At 62.2% G+C, this 24,035-nt stretch carries 17 protein-coding genes; 6 read left to right on the top strand and 11 right to left on the bottom strand.

The window, feature by feature from the left end; all coding sequences use genetic code 11:
* Positions 1-20: 20 nt before the first annotated feature.
* Together NCS67_RS28270 and NCS67_RS28265 are read left to right on the top strand one after the other, a co-directional pair.
* Positions 21-2,369: a transglycosylase domain-containing protein gene (locus NCS67_RS28270; protein ID WP_502801881.1), complete on the top strand. Its 2,349-nt coding sequence runs from the start codon at positions 21-23 to the stop codon at positions 2,367-2,369.
* A gap of 298 nt (positions 2,370-2,667) precedes the next feature.
* Positions 2,668-3,843: a GDSL-type esterase/lipase family protein gene (locus NCS67_RS28265; RefSeq protein ID WP_250437547.1), complete on the top strand. Its 1,176-nt coding sequence runs from the start codon at positions 2,668-2,670 to the stop codon at positions 3,841-3,843.
* 69 nt (positions 3,844-3,912) lie between these two features.
* Here NCS67_RS28265 and NCS67_RS28260 read toward each other — a convergent pair whose 3' ends face one another.
* Positions 3,913-4,788, bottom strand: a complete 876-nt coding sequence (locus NCS67_RS28260) for a hypothetical protein (protein ID WP_239295288.1) — start codon at positions 4,786-4,788, stop codon at positions 3,913-3,915.
* On the opposite strand from NCS67_RS28260, the gene NCS67_RS28255 reads away from it, so the two are divergent.
* The 3 genes from NCS67_RS28255 (at position 4,766) to murJ (ending at position 8,382) form a co-directional block, all read left to right on the top strand.
* Entirely contained in the window at positions 4,766-5,107 is a 342-nt protein-coding gene (locus tag NCS67_RS28255) for a hypothetical protein (RefSeq protein WP_241814146.1), read from the top strand. The two genes, NCS67_RS28260 and NCS67_RS28255, sit on opposite strands and share 23 nt — an antisense overlap.
* 1,154 nt (positions 5,108-6,261) lie before the next feature.
* A complete protein-coding gene (locus NCS67_RS28250; RefSeq protein WP_008346189.1) occupies positions 6,262-6,825 on the top strand; it encodes a serine O-acetyltransferase in 564 nt (187 codons plus the stop codon).
* Positions 6,826-6,996: 171 nt separating this feature from the next.
* Entirely contained in the window at positions 6,997-8,382 is a 1,386-nt protein-coding gene (murJ, locus tag NCS67_RS28245; RefSeq protein WP_250437546.1) for a murein biosynthesis integral membrane protein MurJ, read from the top strand.
* Between the two features lie 10 nt (positions 8,383-8,392).
* Here murJ and NCS67_RS28240 read toward each other — a convergent pair whose 3' ends face one another.
* From NCS67_RS28240 to NCS67_RS28195, 10 genes are all read right to left on the bottom strand, one after another.
* Positions 8,393-10,330 (bottom strand): acyltransferase family protein, encoded by a 1,938-nt coding sequence (locus NCS67_RS28240; protein ID WP_033536929.1) that lies wholly within the window; start codon positions 10,328-10,330, stop codon positions 8,393-8,395.
* Positions 10,331-10,454: 124 nt separating this feature from the next.
* Positions 10,455-11,465, bottom strand: coding sequence for a polysaccharide deacetylase family protein (locus NCS67_RS28235; RefSeq protein ID WP_250437545.1), 1,011 nt, complete (start codon positions 11,463-11,465; stop codon positions 10,455-10,457).
* A gap of 5 nt (positions 11,466-11,470) precedes the next feature.
* The gene (locus NCS67_RS28230) at positions 11,471-12,577 is read right to left on the bottom strand and encodes an EpsG family protein (protein WP_235366307.1); all 1,107 of its coding nucleotides are present in this window, start codon (positions 12,575-12,577) and stop codon (positions 11,471-11,473) included.
* Positions 12,578-12,624: 47 nt separating this feature from the next.
* Positions 12,625-13,644, bottom strand: a complete 1,020-nt coding sequence (locus NCS67_RS28225) for a hypothetical protein (protein WP_008346179.1) — start codon at positions 13,642-13,644, stop codon at positions 12,625-12,627.
* The gene (locus NCS67_RS28220) at positions 13,644-14,807 is read right to left on the bottom strand and encodes a glycosyltransferase family 4 protein (RefSeq protein WP_250437544.1); all 1,164 of its coding nucleotides are present in this window, start codon (positions 14,805-14,807) and stop codon (positions 13,644-13,646) included. Before NCS67_RS28220 ends, NCS67_RS28225 begins: the two co-directional genes overlap by 1 nt.
* Before the next feature lie 13 nt (positions 14,808-14,820).
* Complete coding sequence (locus tag NCS67_RS28215; protein ID WP_008346175.1) at positions 14,821-15,987, bottom strand: glycosyltransferase family 4 protein; 1,167 nt, start codon at positions 15,985-15,987, stop codon at positions 14,821-14,823.
* Positions 15,984-17,054: an SDR family oxidoreductase gene (locus NCS67_RS28210; protein WP_175980293.1), complete on the bottom strand. Its 1,071-nt coding sequence runs from the start codon at positions 17,052-17,054 to the stop codon at positions 15,984-15,986. Before NCS67_RS28210 ends, NCS67_RS28215 begins: the two co-directional genes overlap by 4 nt.
* Positions 17,047-18,258, bottom strand: a complete 1,212-nt coding sequence (locus NCS67_RS28205; protein ID WP_008346171.1) for a glycosyltransferase family 4 protein — start codon at positions 18,256-18,258, stop codon at positions 17,047-17,049. The genes NCS67_RS28210 and NCS67_RS28205 overlap by 8 nt, the downstream gene beginning before the upstream one ends.
* 116 nt (positions 18,259-18,374) lie before the next feature.
* A complete protein-coding gene (tviB, locus tag NCS67_RS28200; protein ID WP_008346170.1) occupies positions 18,375-19,652 on the bottom strand; it encodes a Vi polysaccharide biosynthesis UDP-N-acetylglucosamine C-6 dehydrogenase TviB in 1,278 nt (425 codons plus the stop codon).
* Positions 19,653-19,746: 94 nt separating this feature from the next.
* The gene (locus NCS67_RS28195) at positions 19,747-21,987 is read right to left on the bottom strand and encodes a polysaccharide biosynthesis tyrosine autokinase (protein WP_033536895.1); all 2,241 of its coding nucleotides are present in this window, start codon (positions 21,985-21,987) and stop codon (positions 19,747-19,749) included.
* A gap of 781 nt (positions 21,988-22,768) precedes the next feature.
* Here NCS67_RS28195 and NCS67_RS28190 point away from each other — a divergent pair.
* Positions 22,769-23,902 carry an MraY family glycosyltransferase gene (locus tag NCS67_RS28190; protein ID WP_033536894.1) on the top strand — a complete coding sequence of 378 codons (1,134 nt, stop codon included), beginning with the start codon at positions 22,769-22,771 and terminating at the stop codon, positions 23,900-23,902.
* Positions 23,903-24,035 lie beyond the last annotated feature (133 nt).

Below are 24,035 nucleotides of genomic sequence, written 5' to 3'. Positions count from 1 at the left end.
TCCGGGCATCCCGTTTCGTTGTGACCGCGTCTGATTTCAAAGCCTGGGCCAAGGCGATTCTGGCTCGCCTCGCGTCGCGGCTGCGTCCGCATCTGCGTGCGCGTTCGCTGCTCCTTCTGCCGGCGCTCTTTCTTATCTATGTGCTGGTGCTGATTCCGTTCACGCCCGGTATCCGCGATATCCGCCGTGCAAAAGTCGATCAGCCCGCGCAGATCTATTCCGCCGACGGCAAGCTCCTCGCCGAATTCAAGCCGACGCATCGCGAATGGGTGAGTCTCAAGCAGATTTCGCCGCAGGTGATCGACGCGCTCATCTCGACCGAAGACCGGCGGTTCTATCAGCATCACGGCATCGACTTCCGGCGCACGGCGGGCGCGGCGCTGCGCACGTTCTCGGGCGACCGGCAAGGCGGCTCGACGCTCACGCAGCAGCTCGCGCGCAATCTGTATCCCGAGGAAATCGGCCGCTCGCAGACGCTCACGCGCAAGCTGAAGGAAGCGATCACGGCGTTCAAGATCGAAGCGCTCTATTCGAAGGACGAGATTCTCGAAACGTATCTGAACACGGTGCCGTTCCTGTACAACGCGTACGGCATCGAAATGGCCGCGCGCACTTACTTCGACAAATCCGCCGGCCAGCTCGACGTGCTCGAAAGCGCGACGCTCATCGGCATGTTGAAGGGCAACAGTTACTACAACCCGGTGATCAATCCGGAGCGCGCGCTCGACCGGCGCAACATCGTCCTCGGGCAGATGGTCAAGTTCGGCCACTTGCCGGCGACCAAACTCGACGCGCTGAAGAAACGTCCGCTGCGCATCGACTTCGAGCGGCAGACGGAAGAGCCCGGCCGCGCGCCGCACTTCGCGCAGCAGTTGCGCAAATGGCTGATCGGCTGGGCCGACGACAACGACTACAACATCTATTCCGATGGCCTCGTCGTGCGCACGACCATCGATTCGCGTCTGCAGGCGATGGCGACGAACGCGCTCGCGCTGCAGGGCAACCAGTTGCAATCGATCGCCAACGCGGCGTGGGGCGGCCGCGCCGGTTGCGCGAACGCGAACGCCGATCTCGGGCACGCGTTCATCCGCGAGACGGACGCATACCGCGCGCTGCGCACGGGCGGCGCGAACGACGCCGACGCCATCAAGAAACTCGGCTCGGACCGCGCCTTCATGCAGGCGCTGTGCGAGGACAAGACGCGCGTGCAGGCCGCGTTCGTCGCGCTCGATCCGCGCAACGGGCAGATCAAGGCGTGGGTCGGCAGCCGCGATTTCACGCAGGATCCGTTCGATCACGTCGCGCAGGCGCGCCGCCAGCCCGGCTCGACCTTCAAGCCTTTCGTCTACGGCGCGGCGTTCGAGCGCGGCGCGAAGCCGGCCGATACGATCGTCGATCAGACCGTCGAAATCCCGATACGCGGCGACGAAATCTGGCGCCCGACCGACGACTCGCCGCCGTCGGGCCGTCCCGTGAGCCTGCGCGACGGCATCGCGTATTCGAAGAACCGCATCACCGCGCAGTTGATGGAACAAGTCGGTCCGGGACGCGTCGCGCGGCTCGCGCGTGACATGGGCGTGCACGACAGTCATCTCGACGTGGTGCCGTCGCTCGCGCTTGGCACGAGCCCGGTGACGCTGAGGGAAATGGTGTCGGCGTACGGCACGATCGCGAACGACGGCAGTTATATGGAGCCGCTGCTCGTCACGCGCATCGAGAACAAGGACGGCGAAATCCTCGCGCAGTTCGAGAGCACGCCCGAGCGCGCGCTGTCCGTCGATGCGACGCGCAAGCTCGTCGATGTGATGCGCGACGTCATCAACCGCGGCACCGGCACGACGATCCGCACGCGCTTCGGCATTCGCGCGGATGTCGCGGGCAAGACCGGCACTACGCAGGACAACGCCGACGGCTGGTTCATCCTGATGCATCCGCAACTCGTCGCGGGCGCGTGGGTCGGCTTCAACGACAGCCGCGTCACGCTGCGCAGCGATTACTGGGGCCAAGGCGCGCACAGCGCGTTGCCGATCGTCGGCGACTTCATGCAGCGTTCGCTGCGTTCGCATCTGATCGATGCCCGCGCGCGCTTCGATACGCAGGAAGCGCCGGGCATGTGGCAAACGATGCTCACGAACGCAAAAACCTGGTTCGACGAGACGTTCTCGAAAGCGCCGAAGCCGGGCAAGCCGAAAACCGCGCAGACGGCGGCGCAGCATCCGGTGCGTCCGAAGCGGCCGCCTTCGGAGCCCGCCGCCGAAGTGACCGAAGAGCCGCCGCAACCGCCAGTGTTTACGACGATGCCGCCGATCCTGCCCACGCCCGGCGAAACTGCAAGCTCTCCGGCGCCCGCTTCCGACGTGCAACCGTAAACGCTTACGCCGCCCGCGAACAAAGGCGGGGGCTTGCGTAGACAGTTAGTTGCGAGCTAGCGACGAAAGACTTGCCTATCGGCCGAAATGAGCGCGCGCGCACAGAGCACGCGCACAAATGGTGCTCCGATTCACCAAGGCGAAACAAACGCATTCAAAGATTTCGCCGCGCACCCCGGCGCGCTGTGGCCACATGCGCCCGCCAAAAGTCTCGCGCACTGCGAGACGTCTATCTCATTCCAGGCTGGTTTCGGAGAACAAGTTGAACAAGCGATTTCCTCGCCTCAAGCGAGCCCTCGTGGCCACCGCGCTCGCCTTGCCGCTTACGTCGTCGAGTTTTGCGCAGAACATCAGCGCTACCCTGCCGTGGACCGGTACCTGGAGCACCGCGCCGATGATCGTCGGCGGCGGCGGCTTCAATAATCAGACGATCCGGCAGATCGTGCACACGAGCATCGGCGGGACGGCCGCCGGCGTCCAGTTTTCCAATCAGTACGGCAGCGAGCCGCTCGTGATCGGCGACGTGCGCGTCGCGTTGCGCGCCGACGGCAAACGCACCGTGCCGGGCAGCGACCGGGCCGTCACCTTCAACGGTCAGCCCTTCGTGACGATTCCGCCCGGCAAGACGGAGATGAGCGATCCGATCGCGATCGCGGTGCCGGCGATGTCGGACATCGTCGTCAGCGCCTATCTCCCGCAGCAGACGCCATCGGAAACCACCGGCCACGCCGAAGGCCTGCAGGACGTGTACGTCGCGCCCGGCGATGTCAGCGCCGACACCGAATTCGCGGGCGGCGTGGTCAACGCGCTCGGCGCGCAGTCGTATTACTTCCTCACCGACGTCGTCGTGCAGAACGCCAGTGCGACGGGCGCGGTGGTCGCGTTCGGCGCGTCGATCACGGACGGCATCGATTCGCCGCCGAACACGAACGGCCGCTGGCCCAACCTGCTCGCCGCGCGTCTGCAGCAGGCGGGCATGACGGTGGGCGTGCTGAATCAGGGTATCGCCGGCAACGATTTCTTCACGAACGACGCGGGCGATGCCGGCCTCACGCGCTTCCAGCGCGACGTGCTCGACAAGTACAACGTCAAGTGGGTCATCATTTCCGACGATGCCGTCAACAACCTGATCGGCGGATCGCCGCCGACGGCCGCGCGCCTGAACAGCGCGTTCGCGCAACTGACGCAGAGCGCGCACGCGGCGGGCGTCAAGGCGATCTGCTCGACGCTCACGCCGTTCGAGGGCGTGTCGCCGTGGACGGCCGACATCGAAGCGACGCGGCAAGCGGTGAACGCGTTCGTCGCGACGCCCGACAGCGGCTGCGACGCCGTGCTCGATCAGGCCGCCGCGCTCGGCGATCCGGCCAATCCGCCTGTCATGCTCGGTGCGTACGACAGCGGCGACCATCTGCATCCGAATCAGGCGGGGCTGCAGGCGATCGCCAATTCCGTGAATCTCAACTGGCTCAAGTAGGCGGCGCGGAAAAGCAAAAAACGCCATGCGGAAAATTCATCCGCATGGCGTTTTTCATTTCATCGCCGATTACGACTTGACGATCGTCGGGTTCTGGACGTTGATGCGCGGACCCGCGTTGTCCCACTGCTCGACGATCAGCGGGTACTTCCACTTCGGATTCGTGCTGCTGATCTGACCGTTGACGATGTAGCCGTCGAGCGACAGACCCTGAACCGCGAACGAACCGCCGGGGCTGGTCGTGTCGACGTGGTTGTTGATCGCGATCGTGACCGTCTTGCTGATCGGACCCGGCAGCGAGCCGAACCACACGTTGATGCCGCCGCCCTTGCAGTTCGCCGTCGTCGGGCTGTTGATCGTGATGCTCTTGAACACGGCCGAGTTGTCGTTCGGTTCGAAGTCGAGACCGCAAGCCGGCGCCGTGCCGGTGATGTTCTGCCAAATCGGGCTGTTGAACGTGATCGTGTCGCCCGAGATGATCGACACACCCTGACGGCGGCAGCCGTCGGCCTTGTGGTTGTCGACGACGAGGTTGTACGTCGGCGTGTTCTTCTTGCTCTGGCTATCGTTGATGTAGATGCCGTCGCCCCACGTATTGATCGTGGTCGGCGCGATCAGGTGCACGTTCTGTGCGCCGATGATCGAGAAGCCCATGCCGTGCTCGCCGCCCGAAGCCGAGTTCAGCTCCTTGCTGCCGTCGAGGTACGCGTTTTCGACGATGACGTTGCTCACGTCTTCGATGAGCATCATCTGGTAGATGTCGGCGTTGTGCGGGAGCAGCTTGATCGAAGCGCCCGACGCAAAGCGGATGTGCGTGTTCGTGCGCAGCTTGAGACCCGTCGTGTCGATGCGGACCTGGCCCGAGATCAAAAGAATCTGACCGACGGAACCGTCGATGGCGGCTTGCAGCGCGGCGCGGTCGTTGGTCGAGCCGTCGGCCTTCACGCCGAACGACGATGCGTTGATGGTGCCTGCGGTGTTCGTGCTGGCGGCGTTCGTCGAGCTTGCCGCGGCCGGCGCGCTGGCGGTCGTCGTGGCGCTTGCCGACGAAGCCGAGCTCGCGGGCGTCGCCGTCGAGGCGCCGCTGCCAGTGTTACGGCGTCTCCAGCGATCGGCGACCGAATCGGGGGCCGCGCTGTCGCTGCCGCCGCCGCATGCGGCGAGCACAAACGCGCCGCTACCCGCGATAAGCGAGGTCAGGAGTTTGCGACGGGTTGCGATACGCGTGTCGACGACGGTGTTGTCTGCCTGGGTGTCTGCCTGAGTGTTGTTCGAAAGCATTGTCTTTCCGAGTTGGTTGTGCGTTGTCGACGGGCGGACCCGTTCATGCGACTACGGCCGCACGCAACGTTTCTTTATGGGCGTGAGATGACCAACGCAAATTCAGCAGGCGCAAACGATTGCGCCGCTCAGCGCTCGACAGCCGCACACGGCGACTCCGAAAGGCATCTCGGCGAAAAACATGACGACTTCGGGATTGGACGAACCAGAGTCGGGAGAGCCAGATAATCCGGAAGTACCCACTCAACCCCGCGCTTGATTGGCCCGCGAACGGGCTGATGAAGCGCTGAAGTCTGACGGCAGTAATTACCGTCTTTTTTAAATCCTACAGATTGTTACGAGGCGTTTCTACCCGGCACTTGTTACAAAATGTACGCTTGTAACTTATTATTTTGCTTTTCCGCGACTTTATTGCTGTGTATTTCCGCTTTTAATCGACGGCGAGCAAATTAATCTACGGCTTTTTTAATGTTAATACGGTAGATGAATAACACCACTTCAAACCAGTTGGGGTACGATGACTAATAATCGTCTGAAGAATCGATTATAACGACACGAACGTTCACCGAGAGCGCGACCTATCGCGTCGGAAGGCCCGGCGGGGCTTGCAGACCGCCTTTCGTATGCCGAAACGAGCAACAATCCCCCGATTATTTCGCCTTATTGACCGGTCAATCCGCCGACGATTATCCAGACGCGCACCAAAATTGCCGCTTCTGCACGGTTGCAGTCCCAACATTACATTCAAGTAAGTACCGTTTTAAACGATTTCATCCGACGAATCGGATTTTGTAAGTGCGGTCCAAAAACTTTTTTCATTCAAAAGACGAAAGACCCTACAGGGCATACCCTTATCGGGTTTTTACGAATCGGATCATTTTCCGCTGAATCCCGCGCGCAGCTTGGGATTCGACCGAAACGCTAATGATCTGATTAAAGAAACCGGTTTATTCAACAGACAAAACAGGCGAAAGTTGGAATCGTTTCGATTGCCAGCCGGTCATATGTTCCGTTTCGCACTGACCCGGTTGGACAGAAAGACTAGTCTCGGATTTGGTGCGCTCAGCACAGTTGGGGGAACGGCCGATTCCGGCCGGAGGTATTACAAGAAATCACACGACCAGCGGATACACCGCGATGAAAACCTTTGATCTGATCAAAAGCGATCTCTATCGCTATACGGGCGAGTACAGCGTCATGCTCCTTCTCGAGCAACTGATGCTGAACGAAGGGTTCAACTACATGTTCTGGCTGCGCCTCGCGAGCGCCGCGTCGTCGCGGCCCATGCGCCTCGTGCTCAACCACATCGTGCGTCTGAAGCAGCGCCGCTTCGGGTTCGTGATCAGTCCGCGCACGCGCATCGGGCCGGGCTTCTATATCAGTCATATCGGCACGATCGCGGTAAACCCGACGGCGGTCATCGGCGCGAACTGCAACATCTCGCAGGGCGTGACCATCGGATCGAATCACGGCAAGGCGGCTACCATCGGCAACAACGTGTATATCGGGCCGAACGTCTGCATCATCGAAGACGTGACCATCGGCGACAACGTGACGATCGGCGCGGGCAGCGTCGTGACGAAGGATATTCCGCCGAACGTCACGGTGGCCGGCTGCCCGGCGCGCATTCTGACCGACGACGCCACGCCCGAGCGGGCGGCGCGCTACATCATGCGTCCGTGGCAGACAGGCGCGGTATGAAGGGCCGGCTTCGGCATGGCGAGGTGCCTTAGCGAACAGTCACGCCGCCCGTTTTGGTGCACGCTCTCCTCTCTCACGCGAAAGCCGCGGGCCTTCGCGTGATTTCTGTCGCACGGCGCTTTCGTATCGACGTCAGGCCATGCGGCGAAAGGCTCCCACGCAGGAGGACCCGTGCTGAGCGCAGCAGTGCAATCGGTGAGACGACGTCTCGGCGGCGTGCATCAGGATCACAAGAGAATCGCAAGAAGCGCGGTCGTCCTGCTGATCTTCGTGATCGCCGGGAAGTGCATCGGCGCGTCGAAGGAAATGGCGATCGCGTATCGCTACGGGATCAGCGGCACGGTCGACGCCTATCAGTTCGCGCTCACGCTCGTCACCTGGCTGCCGACGATGCTCACGAACGTGCTCGCCGTGCTGCTCGTTCCCGCGCTCGTCTCGCTTCAGGAAGACAAGTCGCAGCGCAACGGTTTTCTCGGCGAGCTGGAAGGCGTGGGCCTCGTGCTCGGCCTCGGCTCGTCGCTTCTGCTATGGCTTTTCTGGCCTTATCTCGCCGATGTCATCGCGGGCAGTCTCGCCGAATCCACACGCGACATGTGCCGCGCGATGATCATCAGCATGACGCCGGTCGGCGTGCTGACCTTCACGATCTGCATTTCGTCGTCGCGGCTGCAGGCGTCGGGCAAGCACATCAACACCTTGCTCGAATGCGTGCCGGCCATCGGCCTGCTGGTCTTCGTGCTTGCCGCGCGCAACAACGAATCGATTTTTCCGCTCGTCATGGGGACGTCGCTCGGCTTCGTCGTGCAGGCCGCGTGGCTGCGCGTGCTCGCCAGGCGAGCCGACACGATGCCCGCCCGGCCGCGCGTTTCGATGCGCGCGAAGCAGTGGCCATCGACGATCCGCTCGATGGGCATGCTCACGATCGGCGCGGTCGTCGCGAGTCTGTGGCTTCCGATCGATCAGTACTTCATGGCGCAGCAAGGCGACGGCGCCATCGCGACGCTCGGCTACGCGAACCGGCTGCTCTCGCTCGTGCTCAGCATGGGCGCGCTCGCGATCACGCGCGCGACCTTGCCGATTCTCGCGGAGATTCTTCATCGCGGCGATCATGCGCGCGCACGCAGCACCGCGCTGAAGTGGTCCGGCATCATGACCGTACTGGGCCTGACCGGCAGCATCCTCGCGTATGCGCTCGCGCCGTACGTCGTGAAGCTGCTGTTTCAGAAAGGCGCGTTCACGGCCGACGACACCATCGCCGTCACCACGCTCTTTCGCTACGGGCTGCTGCAAGTGCCGTTCTACTTCGGCATGTGCGTGCTCGTGCAGCTGTTCGCGAGCGAGACACGCTATCGCGCGATCTCCGTCATTTCGCTGATCGGCTTCGCGACGAAGATCATCGGCAACGTCATTCTCGTGCGCTACTACGGCGCGCAGGGCGTGCTGCTCGCGACCGGCATCGGCGCGATCGCGGTGCTCGCGAGCTATATCTTCTGGACGCGCTATGCGCCGCCGTTCACCGGCAACGGCGCGCAGCACGATACCGGCACGCCGCAATAAGCACCTGCTTTCAACCTTGTTCGAAGACGCGCCGGAACATCGGCACGAGGAAGCGGTTGCCGTATTCGCTCATGTGATGGAAGTCGGAATAAAGCGGCCGGCCATCGTGCGAGCCCATGCACTTGCCGTCCGGGCACAGGAACGGACGCGGGTCGAGCAGATGGATACCGCATTGATCGTGTGCCTGATGCATCGCCTGCAGCAACGCGCCATTGCGCTGAACGTAATCCGACATGGTGATCGACAGATCGGGCGCCTTCGGATCCCGCATCTTCTCGCGCGCGAGCGTCAGCGGCACGTTGAAGTCGAACTCGGGAATCGGTTCGACGAGATAGACCGGGCGAATCTTCGAGATGCGGCAAACGGTCGATAGCAAGTGCTCGCGATACAACTCCGTCGTGAACGGCGTCGATGTCTGCGCCGGCTGCTCCGGATTGACGAACGCGAAGTCGTCCATCGTCGGACCGGACCAGTACTGCGACCAGTGATTCGCGATGATGACCGGCGTCTTCGCGCTCTGATCGCGGCTCAGGATATCGATGTACTTGCGGTCCTGATCGAAGCAATCGCCATTGCCGCGGCGAATGCCGTAGATCGTCGGGCAACCTTCTATCGTGATGAGCAGCACATCATCGGGCTTGCCGTTCGGCACGGCGTCGACGACCGCTTCGGCGATCGCTTCCGCGTGACTGTCGCCGAGCACCACGACGCGGCTCTCCTTCTGCTTGTTCGCGACATCGCACGGATCGATCATCATGTGACACTTCGTGCGATGCGGATTCGTGTCGTAGGTCTCGCTATCGGCGATGAACACCGAACGGTCGAAGCGATTCGGCACGCCCTGGCTCGCATAGATGCTGCCGCCGCCGATTGCCAGCAGCAGCGTGAACGCGAGAATCGGACGCAGCGTGATGAAGCGCGGAAAGGCGCGCGCCTCGTCTCGCGCCGGCGGCTTCCTGGTCTTCGACTCGACGAGCGCATACGACAGATAGCCCATGACGAAGCCGCCCGCGATCGCGGCCGCGCGCCAGCGCAGCGAACCTTCCCTGTCGAAGTACGTGAGCGCGACGACGAACGGCCAGTGCCAGAGATAGACCGAGTACGAAATCTTGCCGATGAACTGCGCGAGCGGATTGCCCGTGAAGATCGAATGCCTGCGCGCCGCGAGAATCACGAACGCCGTGCCGAGCACCGGCACGAGCGCGAGGTAGCCCGGCCATTCGTTGTTCTCGTTGAACATGACCGCGCCGTACGCGATCATCGCGAGGCCGATGCATTCCAGCGTGCGGCGCACGGGCCTGCCCGCCGTCAACGGGAACAGATAGACGAGCCCGCCCGCGATCATTTCCCATGCGCGCGTCGGCAGCAGGAAGAACGCGGCCGTCGGCCATTTCGTCGGATCGGAGAGATAGACGCAAGCCGCGAACGAAACGAGCGCGGCGCCGACGAGCGCGATCTTCGTCCCGCGTCGCCCGAAGAGCTTGCGCACGAGCAGAATGCCGAGCGGATACAGCAGATAGAACTGCCACTCGACGGAAAGCGACCACGTATGCAGCAGCCATTTCAGATGCGAGCGCGTATCGAAGTAACCCGCTTCGCGCCAGTAAACGATGTTCGAAAAGAAGCCGAGGCTCGATCCCGCCGCCTTGCCGAACGCGCGAAACTCGGAAGGCAGGAATATCAGCCAGCCGAACACACCGAGCGCGAAGCAAAGAAACGCGAGCGCCGGAATGATGCGCCGCGCTCGATCGCCATAGAATTCGAGCACCGAGAAGCTGTCCTTCGAAAGGCGTCTGAAGATGATGCTCGTCATCAGATAACCGGAGATCACGAAGAACACGTCGACGCCGAGAAAGCCGCCTTTGAAGCCGGGCACATCGAAGTGGAAAAGGACGACCGCGAGAACCGCGAACGCGCGCAGGCCGTTGATGTCGTTACGAAAGTTCATCGCGCTTCCCCCAAGAACTTCTTTTTTGCCGCGCACGCGCCAGCGCGATGCAATGGACATCGCCATTGCATCGCGCCCGCCGTGCGGGTTATTTTCTAGCGTCTTGTCTTTCCTGATTACTTCGTCATACGAACAAACCGAATTCCATCTCCGCAAGCCGGCTTTCTTCCGATTGCGTCGCCCGCGCGACTTCCGCCATGGTCGCGGGCTGCATGCCGTAGGTCTCTCTCAAGTACATGTGATGCTTCAGCACCGCTTCGAGGACGCCGAGGTTCTCGGCCAGATTCGCACCGAAGTTATGCGGATGCCACCACAAGTGGAACGAACGCCCCGTGCGCGCCGCCGACGTCATCGACTGCTTGATCCGATGGATGCGCAGCCATTCGAGCGCGCGCTTGTTGCGCGCATATGGACGCAGGAAGCGGCTCGAACGCACGTCGATGAGTCCGCGAGCCGGGCGCGGATCGAACGCGTGATCGCCTGAGATATTGATGTACGTATCGACGAGACGCGCCGCGCGGCGCATCGCCGCTTCATCGGCGCGCGAGGTTTCGCGATACATCCAGCTGCGCTCCGTGCCGCGATACGCGACGAGCCCTTGCTCCGCGCACACCGACAGATACGCGTTGTTCACCTGATTGCGCGGAAACACGATGCTCGCGGGCGGATCGGCGAGACGCCGGATCGATGCGACCGATGCTTCCATGTCGGCGGCGAACTGCGCCCTGTTCTGCCCTGCTTCGAGTGCGTAGTAATGGCAGAACGTATGGCTCGCGAGCTCGCTGCCTTCGGTATCGACGATCCGACGCGCGAGCGACAGACCATAGTGGTACGGATCGCTCTTTTCGTTATCGCCGATCGAATCGAGATAACCGTTGGCGTATGGACTCAGCTTCGTATCGGTATAAGTCGGCCGGACGTCGGGCAGATTCGCGAGCAGGTCCTTTTTGTTATCGAACAGCAGCATGCCGACCGTCGCCCACGTCGCCTTCACGCGATACTTCGTGAACATGTCGAGCATCGCCGGAATCGCCTCGCGCACGCCGAGAATGTTCTTTCCGTATGTGGCGATCGAGCGATGGTCGCGCACGCCCCACATCAGTTCGAAATCGAGCGAAATCAGGAAGTAGGACATCGTCGTCAGGGCATCAGGAAGTAGTGATAGACGCCTTCGAAATAACTCTTCGTGGCGTCGGCTGCGACGGCCACGAACACGCCGAAGGTGATGACGAGAACCATCGCGTTCTTGAACTTGATCTCGGGCGCGAGGAACGGCAGCAGCAGCGGCACGCAATACCAGACGCGGCCCTTCGCGAACGGAAACACGAAGAACGCAACGACGAGATACACGAAGAGTCCGACATGCATGATCGACAGCCGCGTGAATGCGCGCTGACGCTGCGTATCCTGCGCGCGCCACGTCGAGTAGAGCACCATGACCGATGCCATCGTGTAGAACAGCAGCAGCGACAGCAGCTTGATCGTGAAGTTTTCCTGATAGCCCGAGTACTCGTCGATACGACGGCCGCCGTAGGTCGCAAACAGAAACTTCGCCGCCGACGCAAGCACGATCGCCACCACGCTCACCGCGACGAGCGCGCGCGCTTTCCTTTGCTCGCCGATGAAACCGGCGGTCATCAGGAACGCCGTAGGCACCGCGAAGGTCGTGTGCACGAAGCTCGCGAGCCCCATGCCGATGGTCGGCTTATTGAAGCGCAGCGCGAAGAGCATCGCGATGGCCAGACCGAAGCCCTGGCGGATCTGGAACAGACCGACCGTAGCGAGCGCATACGGAATCACGAGCCACAGAACGAGACCGATGAGCGGCCTGCGCGTCTGCAACAGCGAATACATCACGACCAGGTTAAGCAGCACCACCGTAATGCGGATGCCGCCTTCGGGCGACACGCCGAACGCATTGAGGAGGATGACCCACGAGCGCCAGCCCAGCTCTTCCGTGATGAGGCTGATGAGAAAGCCCATATCCGACTCGCGGTTCTGATAGAACTGCACGAGCCAGTGCCAGTCGGTCGAGCGGAAGTACTGGATGTACGCTTCCTGGTCGAAGATCAGGCCGACGCTGCGCTCGCGGAACGCGACGATCGAGAGCGCCGTGGCCGCGAGCACAAGGAACGCCCAGCCGGATGGCGTCATGAAGTACGCGAATCCGGTCATGCGTCGTATCGGTTCGCTCTGCGCGCTCTGTGCGCTTTGCTGCGCCGTATTGTTCATTGTCGTTGCTTGCATCGTATTGGCCTTTTTTCCGCTTTAGTTATTGTGTGTGGGCGCGGCTTTCATGGCACGAGCCTCAGGTTGGTGACGATGATCTTCGGTCCCGCCTTGTCGTAATCGATGCTTTCCACTGTCGACATCTTCGGACTCACCCATGTCGGCGAATGACTCGCGATCTGCCCGGACACCTTGCGCCCATTCAGCTTGAGCGATGACACGGCGAACGCGGCATCGCTCGCGCCTTCGTCGCGATGATTCGTGATGCCGATATCGACATGCTTGGGCATCGGCCCGACGATCTCCTCCAGCCAGACGATGATCCCGTACCGGCAATTGCGCGTCGTCGGATTGACGATGCGAATGTTCTCGAGAATATCGGCGTTGCTGTTCGGCTCCGCGTCGAGCCCCGCTTCCGGCTGCGTGCCGCCGATGTTCTCCCACAGCGGATTCTCGAACACGATGTTGCGTCCGCTGATGATCGACACGCCTTGTCTGCGGCAGCGGTCCGCGTGATGATTCACCACGCGAATACCGCTGCTGTACTTAAACGCGACGTTGTAGCTGTTGGCGATATAGATGCCATCGCCCCAGCAGCCGATCGTCTTCGGCGAGATGAGCGTCACCTCCGTGCTTCCCGCAATCGAAAAGCCCATGCCGTGACCGTTTTCACGCAGCGCCGGTTTCGCGGCGTTAAGCTCCTTGCTACCGTCGAGCACCGCGTTCTCGACGAGCACGTTGCTCACGTCCCAGATGCGGAAGATCGAATAGAACGACGTATCGTGCGGCAGCAGCTTGATCGACGCGCCCGGTGCGAAGCGCAGGTGACTATCGCGCCGCAGGTCGAGCCCTTTGTCGTCGATACGGCACTTGCCCGTGATGAGCAAGGTCGAATCGACGGATTGATCGATGGCCCGCTGCAGCGCGATGCGATCGTTCGTCTTGCCGTCGCCCTTCACGCCGAACGACTTGTCGGTGACGACATCGCGTTTCTGCGCCGCGCGCGCGTCGAAGCCGGCGACGCCCGCTCCACTGGCGACGGCGCCCATCAGCAGCGAGCGGATCACTTGTCGCCGGTCGACCATTACGCTTTCTCTCCCGTCACCGCACGCGCATAAGCCGTGCTCTTGCCTTCGCCGCCGCGCGAGCGTGCGCCGAGTTGCGCGAAGATCGCGTCCCACTGACGCAGGATCGCCGGCGACGAATAACGCTGCCGTACCGATGCCGCCGCCTTGCGTCCGAGCTCGGCGCGCAACGCTTCGTCCGACATCACGCGGCGCAGCGCATCGATCAGAGCGGCCTTGTCGCCGGCCGGCACGAGCAAGCCGTCCTGGCCGTCGCGCGTGAGTTCGCGCGGGCCGCTCTTGCAGTCGAACGCGACCGTCGCGAGGCCGAGCGCCATGCCTTCGAGCATCGCCATCGGCAGACCTTCGTAGCGCGACGACAGCACGAACGCATCCGAGCGCGCCATCTCTTCCCAAGGCGTCGTCGTCTTGCCGGGCATCAGCACGCGCTCGTTCATCTTCAGTTGCGCGACCTGCGCTTCGAGCACCGCGCGCTCCGGGCCTTCGCCCCAGATCCACAGATCCCAGTCCGGAAACTCGGGCGCGAGCGTCGCGAATACATCGATCAGCAGATCGAACTGTTTTTGCGTGTTGAGACGCCCGACCGCGACGAGCCGCTTGCGCGCGCTCTTCTCGATGGTTTCGGGCTGCAACAGCAACAACTCGTCCGGCAGCGGATTGGGCACCACTTCGATGCGCTTCACGCGCGGCACCATCTTCCTGAACGATGCCTCCATGTTGTCCGTGAGCAGCGTGAGCAGGTCCGCGCCCGGATAAACGAAGCGGCACATCTGGCTCATGAGCTGCGAACGGCCGTCGGCGGACGGATCGATGTGCTCGCTCGCGATCACCGGAATGCCGAGGCCGCGCGTCGCGAGAATCGTCGTGATGTTCACGTTCGAGAGGAACGACACGACCACATCGGGCGCGCTTTCGCGGATCAGCGCACGCAGCGCCCGAAAGCGCGCGGGATATTGCAGCATGCGCGCGCCGGCCTTCACGCGATCGGCGAGGAAGACGCAGCGCACGTTCGGCGCGAGCGGATAAAAGCACGCGCCACGGCCGCTATACGTGATGACGAGCGTCACCGTATCGCCGCGTTGCGCCCACGCATTGACGAGCGAGGCCGCGACGCGCTCCGCGCCGCCGCTTCCCATCGAACTGACCACGAGCATGATCTTCATCGGTCGTGGCTCCTCATCGTCCGGCTGCGGGAACGTGGAGTTCCGCGCGACGCGGCACCTTCACGCCCGACTCTTCGAACACTTCCTGCCACAGCGCGATGGTCTTCGACAACGCGAACGTGTCGTTGACCGACGTCGCGCAAAGCGCCATGCGATGACGTTCTGCGTCGTCCTTCATCAGCGATTCGAGCGACTTCGCGAGCGCGCTCGCATCGCCGACCGGGTTCACGAGCAGGCCGTTCATGCCGTGCGTGACGATCACGCGCGGACCCGAATCGCAGTCGTAGCTCACGGCCGCGCAGCCGCTCGCCATCGCTTCGACGAGCGTCATCGAGAAGCCCTCGAAGTGCGAACTCAGCACGTAGAGATCGGCGCGCTCGTACCAGTCCGCGACGTTGCCCGCGCGGCCAGGCAGAAACACGCGGCCGCGCAGCTTCGCCTCTTCGACACGGCGTTCGAGACTCGCACGCGCAAGCCCTTCGCCGACGATCACCAGATCCCATTGCGGCAGCGCGCCGGCAATCTTCCTGAACGCATCGATGAGGCTGTCGAAACCTTTTTCGGGTGAGAGCCGTCCGACCGCGAGCAACAACTTGCGCCCGTCCTTCACGACGCTTTTCGGCTCGATGATCGGATTCGTTCGCGCGATAGGCAGCGTGAACGGCGGCGGAATCACCTTGACGTCTGTCGCGCGGCAATGCGTTTCGATCCAGTCGCGGGTTTCGTCGGTGAGCGCGACGACCTTGTCCGCGAAGCGATACGTCAAGAGCCGCAGACGCTCCCAGAACGGCGTGAGCGGCGCGCGCGGCGGATGCGTGTGCTCGCTCGCGATGATCTTGTACGGCAGCCCGATGCCCGCAAGCACGGCGAGCACGTTGGCCGTCGCCATGACGCCGAGCGCGACAGTAGGCTTCGTCTCGCGCAACACCTTGCGGAACGCGAGCACGCGCTTCGCGTTCGACATCAGCGTACGCACGAAGCCGCCGCCCTCGACGCCGCCCGCGAGCCCCAGCTCGAGGCGCTTCACGCCCGGATGAAACGGATAGACATCGCCTTCACCGGCTGTCAGCGTGACGACGGTCACTTCCCAGCCGAGCGCCGCCCACTCGTTCGCGAGATTGGCAGTGACGCGTTCAGCGCCGCCGCCGTGCATCGAGTAGATGAAAACGACTATTTTCATGCGGGCCTCGTCGCGAGTTCGGCTTCGACCGGCACGCGGCGCTGCGACAGAAAGCGGATGTACCACGGCATCGCGATCGCGAGTCCGTCGGCGAGCGGAATGGCGCTCGCATAGCCGAGCAGTTGCGCGGCCTTATCGACGTTCGCTTGCGAATGACGCACATCGCCCGCGCGGAACGGCGCATACACCGGGCTGCCTTCGTTGATGACGCCGTTATCCGCGAGCACGCGCTTCAAGCCGTCATAGAGCTGATTGAGCGTCGTGCGATCGCCGACCGCGACGTTGTAGACCTGATTGCGCGCTTGCGGCTCGGAGAGCGCAGCGAGGATGTTCATCTGCACCACGTTGTCGATGAAGCAGAAATCGCGGCTCGTTTCGCCGTCACCGTTGATCGTCACCTGTTCGTCGTCGATGAGCGCGGCCGTCCACTTCGGGATCACGGCCGCATACGCGCCGTCCGGATCCTGGCGCTTGCCGAACACGTTGAAGTAACGCAGACCGATGGCGTTCAACCCGTACGTGCGCGCAAAGACCGAAGCGTACAGCTCGTTGGCGTACTTCGTCACCGCATACGGCGAAAGCGGCTGGCCGATGCGATCCTCGACTTTCGGCAGGCCCGGATGGTCGCCATACGTCGAGCTCGACGCGGCGTAAGTGAAGCTCTCGACTTTCGCGTCGCGCGCGGCGACGAGCATGTTCAGAAAGCCGCTGATGTTGACTTCGTGCGTCGTGATCGGATCGTTCACGGAGCGCGGCACCGAGCCGAGCGCCGCTTCGTGCAGAACGTGCGCGACGCCTGTCACCGCGGTGCGGCAATCGTCGATATTGCGGATATCGCCTTCGATGAAGCGAAAGCGCGCCCATTGCGCGGGCGTCACGAGCGAGCGCACTTCATCGAGATTGCGCTGATGCCCGGTCGCGAAGTTGTCGAGCCCGACGACGTCCTGGTCGAGCTTCAGCAGCGCTTCGAGCAGATTCGAGCCGATGAACCCGGCGACGCCGGTAATGAGCCACTTCTGCGGCGTGCGCGTCAGTTGTTGACGGATCGATTCGTAACGATCAGACATGAAAGTCTCCAAATTTGCCGACGGGCGCGGCGTGTTCGCGGCGCTCGTCTTCGATCGCGATCGAGGGAACCAGCTCGCGATACACGGCGAGCGTCTTCTCGATGACGATGCGTTCGTCGAAATTCTTCAGTGCCTTCTCGCGCGCGGCGAGGCCCAGCTTTCTCGCGAGCGCGCGGTCGTCGTCGAGCTGGCGGATCGCATCGGCGAGCGCGCGTGCATCGCGCACCGGCACTTGCAAACCATCCACGCCCGACTCGCTGACCACTTCGCGGCAGCCCGGCGCGTCCGTCGTGATGAGCGGCAGCGCGCAGCCCGCGGCTTCGATCAGCGCTTTCGGCAAGCCTTCTCGATAGCTCGGCAGCACCATCACATCCACTTCCGTGAAGAGCTTCGGCATGTCGCTCACATGACCGAGCCATTCGACGAGCCCTTCCTTCACCCAGCCCTGCACCATCGCCGTGCTCACCGATGCCGGGTTGCCGTCGTCGGGCGAACCCGCGAGCAGGAAGCGCACGGTGCGATTCTCGCGGCGCAGCATGCGCGCCGCCTCCACATATTCTTCGATGCCCTTGTCCCACACGAGCCGCGCCGCCAGCAGAATGCGCAGCGGCTTGGCCGCATCGTCCGGCGACGCCTCGCGCACCTTGAAGCGCGTCAGATCGACGCCCGATCCCTTGATCAGACGAATCGACTGCTTCTCGACGATGCGCGCGGCTTCGAACAGCTTGATGTCGTCCGGATTCTGCAGGACGAGAATGCTGTCGCGGCCGTTCAGCGCCGAGCGCATCACCGTGCGCACGACCGGCTTCAAGATACGCGCTTTCAGATCGCGGCTCGTGAAGACGTAGCCCATCCCCGCGACCGCGTTCACGCGCGCCGGCACGCCTGCGAGCTTGCTCGCGAACGAGCCGTACACCGCGCTCTTGATCGTGAAGCCGTGCACCAGTTGCGGCTTTTCGCGCTGGAAGAAGCGCGCGAGCCAGAGCACGAGCGCCAGTTCGCGCAGCGGATTCAGACTGCGCCGGTTCATCGGCACCGCATGCCAGCGAAAACCCTGATCGCGCAGCTTCGGGCCGTATTCGCCGTCGGGTGACAACAGAATGACTTCGAAACCCGCGTCGCGCAGTTTGCGAGCGAACGAAAGCCGGAAATTAAACAGATACCAATCGGTGTTGGCGTACAGAACTACCTTGGGCATCTTCATTGCGAACTCCGAACGTCCGGTTGACATCGCCGCGGGCAACCCCCGAAATTCCGGGAGCCGAACCGCGGCGATGTTGTGCGACGGCCTGCACCGGTCAATGCCGATGCCACCGAACCTCAGAGACGCATGTCGCTCGCCTCGGGCGGCAGAACGTACTTGAGGTCGCACAGCACGTGCTGCGACTTGCCGTAGGCGTGAATGCCTTCCGCGCCTTCATCGGCGAACTGCTTGTGCGCCACCGCGAGCACGACCGCATCGTAGACGCCCTTGGCGGGCTGATCGATCGGATCGATGCCGTACTCGTGATGCGCCTCTTCCTTCGAGACCCACGGGTCGTACACGTCGACCTGGACGCCGTACTCCTTGAGATCGGCGATGATGTCGACCACGCGCGTGTTGCGCAGGTCCGGGCAGTTCTCCTTGAACGTGAGACCCATGATGAGCACGCGCGCGCCCGAAATGGCGATGTCGCGCTTGGTCATCGTCTTCACGAGCTGCGAGACGACATAGTTGCCCATGCTGTCGTTCAGGCGGCGCCCGGCGAGGATGATCTCCGGGTGATAGCCGATCGCCTGCGCCTTGTGCGTCAGGTAATACGGATCCACGCCGATGCAGTGGCCGCCGACGAGGCCCGGGCGGAACGGGATGAAGTTCCATTTCGTGCCGGCCGCGAGCAGCACGGATTCGGTGTCGATGTTCATCTTGTTGAAGATGATCGACAGTTCATTGATCAGCGCAATGTTCACGTCGCGCTGCGTGTTCTCGATCACCTTGGCCGCTTCGGCGACGCGGATGCTGCTCGCCTTGTGCGTGCCGGCCGTGATGATGCCGCGATAGAGCTCGTCGACGAAATCGGCCACTTCGGGCGTCGAGCCGGACGTGACCTTCTTGATGTCCGGCAGGCGGTGCGACTTGTCGCCCGGGTTGATGCGCTCGGGGCTGTAGCCGACGAAGAAGTCTTCGTTGAACTTCAGGCCCGACATCTTTTCGAGCACCGGGACGCACTCTTCTTCGGTCGCGCCGGGATAAACCGTCGATTCATAGATGACGACGTCGCCCTTCTTGAGCACGCTGCCGATGGTCGTCGATGCGCCGATCAGCGGCGACAGGTCCGGACGCTTGTAGTGATCGATCGGTGTCGGCACGGTCGCGATGAACACGGTGCAGCTGCGCAGGTCTTCTACATCGGCGCTGTACTGCATGAAGGTCGCGGAAGCCAGCTCGGCATCGTCGACTTCGAGCGTGACATCGCGCCCTTCGCGCAGCGCGTTGATGCGCGCACGATTGATATCGAAGCCCACGACGGGATGGCGCTTGCCAAATTCGACGGCGAGCGGCAGGCCAACGTAGCCCAATCCGACAATGCCGAGTTTCAACTCTTGCGGCGAGAACATATTCACTTCTCCTCGTTATGCAACTCAGGACGTTTATTTAGTACTGCTGTTCGATTCGGGGTCCAGCTGAAGCAAATGCCGGATGAGTCAGTCTCTAGTCTTCCTTGTCGGCCTTGTAGGCAGCGTAGGCGTAGCCGCCGTACTGGCGCGCCTGGGCATAGTTGCCGTAGTGCACCTTGAAGCCGTTGAGCAACACGCCGGTGACGCTTGCGCCCGATTGTTCGAGCCGCTTCACGGACTCCGAGATTTCCCCGGAACGCGTATCCCCATAACGCGCAACCAGGAAGATCGAGCCCGCGACGGGCGCCATGATCGCCGTGTCGGACACCGCCAGAATGGCCGGTGCGTCGAGCAGCACGATGTCGTATTCCGCCGATGCGCGATTCACCGATTCCGTGAATGCGTCCGACAAAAGCAGCTCGGCCGGGTCCGGCGGATAGAAGCCACACTGGACGAAGTCGAGATTGTTCAGCACCGAGCGATGCACGGTCTCTTCGAGCGTGGCCGAACCGTTCACGACATCCACGAGACCCTTGCCGCGCGGCAGGCCGAAGTACTGGTTCAGGTGGCCACGGCGCAGGTCGCAGTCGACGAGCAGCACGCGCTTGCCGCCGGCGGCGAGCAGCGTCGCCAGGTTCGCGGAGACGAACGACTTGCCGATGCCGGGCAGCGGACCCGCGAGCATCACGACGTTGTTCGGCGCATCCATCAAGGCGTACTGCAGGGACGAGCGCATCATGCGCAGGCCTTCCACAGCCGGATCGGTCGGGTAACGCGAGGCGAGCGCGAGCTGTTCCGGCTTCTTCTCGGCGATGCGCTTCGCGAGTTCCTTCTGACGCTCGCTGTCCGGAATCGTCGCGAATACCGAAAGACCCGTCTTCGATTCCAGTTCCTTCGGATCGAGCACGCCCTTGAACAGGAAGTCGCGAGCGAACGCCATCACGATGCCGAGGAACAGACCGATACCAGCCGCGATCACGAGCACCAGCGCCTTGACCGGCTTGACGGGACGCTCGGGCACTTCGGCGTGGTCGAGCAGCTCCACCGTCGGCGTGCGGCCGGCTTTGATGAGGCGCATCGTTTCAATGTTGTTGCGCAATGCCGAATAGACGTCGGTGCTCATGCGCACGTCGCGTTGCAAACGAAGCGCGCCCTGCTCGGCCTGCGGCATCGCCTTGACGCGCGCTGCCAGGTCGTTGATGTACTTCTCGGTCGCCGCGATCTGCTGGTCGATCACCACCACGCTCGGGTGCGAGGGCGAGAAGTGCACGGCCAGGTCGGCGCGACGGCGCTTCAGGTCGAGCAACTGCGCATCCGCTTGCGAAGCCTGCTGCATCACGATGCGGCCTTCTTCGTCCGGATTGAACAGCGTGCGGCTGTTGCGATACGCGTTGTAGTTGTCTTCGGCCGTTTCCATCTGACGCTTGGCGTCGGGAAGCTGCTGCTCGAGATATTCGAGCGACTTCTCGGCGTTGATCCCGCGACGATCGGCGTTCTGCTTCACGTACATGCGCGACAGTTCGTTGATCGTCGCCGCCACGAGCACCGGGTCCTTGCCTTCCAGTGTCGTGCTGATGACGCCCGACTTGTTGCCCTGCTCGGCGATCGCCAGCGAATTCTGCAGACGATCGATAGCGGACACGCGCGAGTTACGCGTCAGATCGAATTCGACGCCCTTCTCGCCGTGGATGAAGCCCACGAGCAGCGAGATGGGACCGGCGTCGGTGTCGAAACGCTGCACGCTGCCGACCTGGCCGCCGACGCCCGTTTCGACGCCCGGGCCGCGCACCTGATACTGGCCGTTGCCGAGATAGCGCAGCGTGTATTCCTTGCCTTCGTATTTCTTCGGCACGTCGAACGCGGACACGTCGATCGATTCGGCGCCCCATGCGTAACCGCCGCGGCCGAAGAGACCGGGAGTCGACGTTTCATCGTTCATGCGGGCGACCATGCCCCCGATGATCGGGAAGCGATGCGGCGCTGCCTGGATGTACAGCTTGAGCGCATCGACGACGGGACCGAGCACGAACTTCGATCCGATGACCTGGATCTCGCCTTCGGCCGTCGCACGCTGATCGAACAGCGTGGCCGCGGTCCGAACCATGTCGCGTGAGTCGGCCGGCTGTCCATTGCTCGAGTCGTCGACTCTGACGAGCATGCCGGCCTGATAAATCGGGGCCGAGAAATACGCGTACACCACCCCGATGCTGAAGACGACCGCCACGGTCGCCGCGATCATCTTCCAGTGACGGCCCAGCGTTTCGAGAATCGACGTCAGCTCGATCTCTTTCTCGCTCTCGGCCATTACGGCTGACGCCTGATTTTTAACTTTCATAGAACGTCTCGTTACAGGCTCTTATGGGACCGGCGCGGCAAGCGCACCGGATGCGGATCGAAACACCTGCGGCGCACCCCTAAGGGCGCAAACATCATTTCCTTATTCTTGAATTCAGGCCTGCATTCAGGGCCGTTAAAATCCCGCCCCGGCATTGCAGTCGTATTGAAACACACGACCCAAAAAAAGAGAAATTCCCACAGACGATTTTTGTTGTTTATCGAACCTTTCAGAGCGACCGAGTGTTCGCTTTCCCGCTTTTAAGAATTTAACGAGTATGCGGGCCATTTGAGCAAATCGAAAAGTAGCATAGGCCGCCTTGTTGTATGCGCGGCACCGCACATATAATCGCTATTAATCGAACTGCTAATTCTATGAAGAAAACCGGTTTAGCCTGGGTTCGATTTGCGGACATTTTTTCGCCGGCCGGGACGGGCTCGTCGGGCCTGTTGTGCCGGCAGCGCCGGCCCGCTGGGCTCTAACGCAGGGAAAAACGTACCGGCCCTCACAAGAATATGCGCGCGAAGGTGGGCTTGCGTACGGACAAGGCGCGAATTTCAAAAGCGCGCATTAAGTCCTTTATATGAAATCCGTGTTTTAACGCGCTATTAATTTCGGGTTTGTATGAATAATCGGGGGAAGCCCCAATAAAATCGCAGTAGGCTCGGTTTCACACATTAAAGCGCCATAAATGCGTGGACAATGGCAGGGGTTGTACCTACCATAGGCTTTCGGGTATTGATATTCGAAAAGAGATGCGCCCTCTTCGTGAGTGAAAAAAATGTTAAACCTTGCGCTTGGCTTCATCAGTTCTTTCTGCATGACGCTACTTATAGTTCGATTCGCGGGACGCTACGGGGCGCTTTCCCTGGATCATGATTTGAACGGGGTTCAAAAGAACCATTCTCATCCGGTTCCGCGGGTCGGCGGCATCGCATTGATGGTCGCGGCCTGCGTGACGTTTCCCATCGCCGCGATCTTCGGCGGCAATCCGCGCGACGAGTCCCTTTTGCTGCTGCTTTGCGCAGCGCCCGCATTCGGAAGCGGCGTGATCGAAGACCTGACCAAGCGCGTGAGCGTGCGGGCGCGGCTCCTGAGCGCGATGCTGGCCGCGCTGCTCGGCGCGTTCATTCTCAACGGCGTCGTCGGCCGTGTGGATCTGCCGCTCGTCGATCCGATCCTCGCCGTCACGCCCATTGCGATCGGACTCACCGTGCTCGCGGTCGCCGGACTCACCAACGCGGTCAATATCATCGACGGTTTCAACGGACTCGCCGCCGTCGTGGCGATTCTGATCTTCGGTTCGATCGGCTATGTCGCGCATGAAGTCGGCGATCTGCTCGTGATGAGCACCGCGCTCACGATGATCGGCGCGATCGGCGGCTTCGCGATCTGGAACTATCCGGCTGCGTCGATTTTTCTCGGTGACGGCGGTGCGTATTTCATCGGCTTCACGATCGCCGAATTGCTCGTGCTGCTGGTCGCGCGGCATCCGAACGTCTGTGCGTGGTATGCAATGGTCGTCGCGATTTATCCGCTTTTCGAAACGCTCTTCTCGATCTACCGCCGCCGGATCGTGCGCGGGCGTCCGGTCGGCGCGCCCGACGGCATCCATCTGCACACGCTCATCTTCAAGCGAGTCGTGCGCAAAGGAACGGACCCGCGTCAGCGTCAGCGCAGAAACGCGCGCACGTCGCCGTATCTGTGGGTGCTGAGCATGATCGGCATCGTGCCCGCGTCGCTCTTCTGGCACAACCCGGTGGTGCTCGCGGTGACGGCGGTCGTGTTCGCGGTGGCGTACGTCTGGCTCTACACGGCGATCGTGCGGTTCAAGACGCCGCGATGGCTCCTCGGCAGTCAGCGGCGCAGCGTCGTTGCCAGCGCGGTTGCCGAGCAGACGACTCATCACAAGTGATCCTGAGCAGTTCGTAGGAACGTAATCACGAAAGGCCCCGGTCGAATCTGAACTGACCCCGCAAAGTTGGACAGTTTTGGGCTAGGCCGCTAAGGGCTGAGTTCTGTACATCACAGGACTCAGCCCTTTCAGC

Origin of the sequence: Caballeronia sp. ATUFL_F2_KS9A, assembly GCF_023630765.1 — a bacterium.
In the GTDB taxonomy this organism is placed as follows: domain Bacteria; phylum Pseudomonadota; class Gammaproteobacteria; order Burkholderiales; family Burkholderiaceae; genus Caballeronia; species Caballeronia zhejiangensis.
This window is presented reverse-complemented; position numbering and strand designations above follow the sequence as displayed.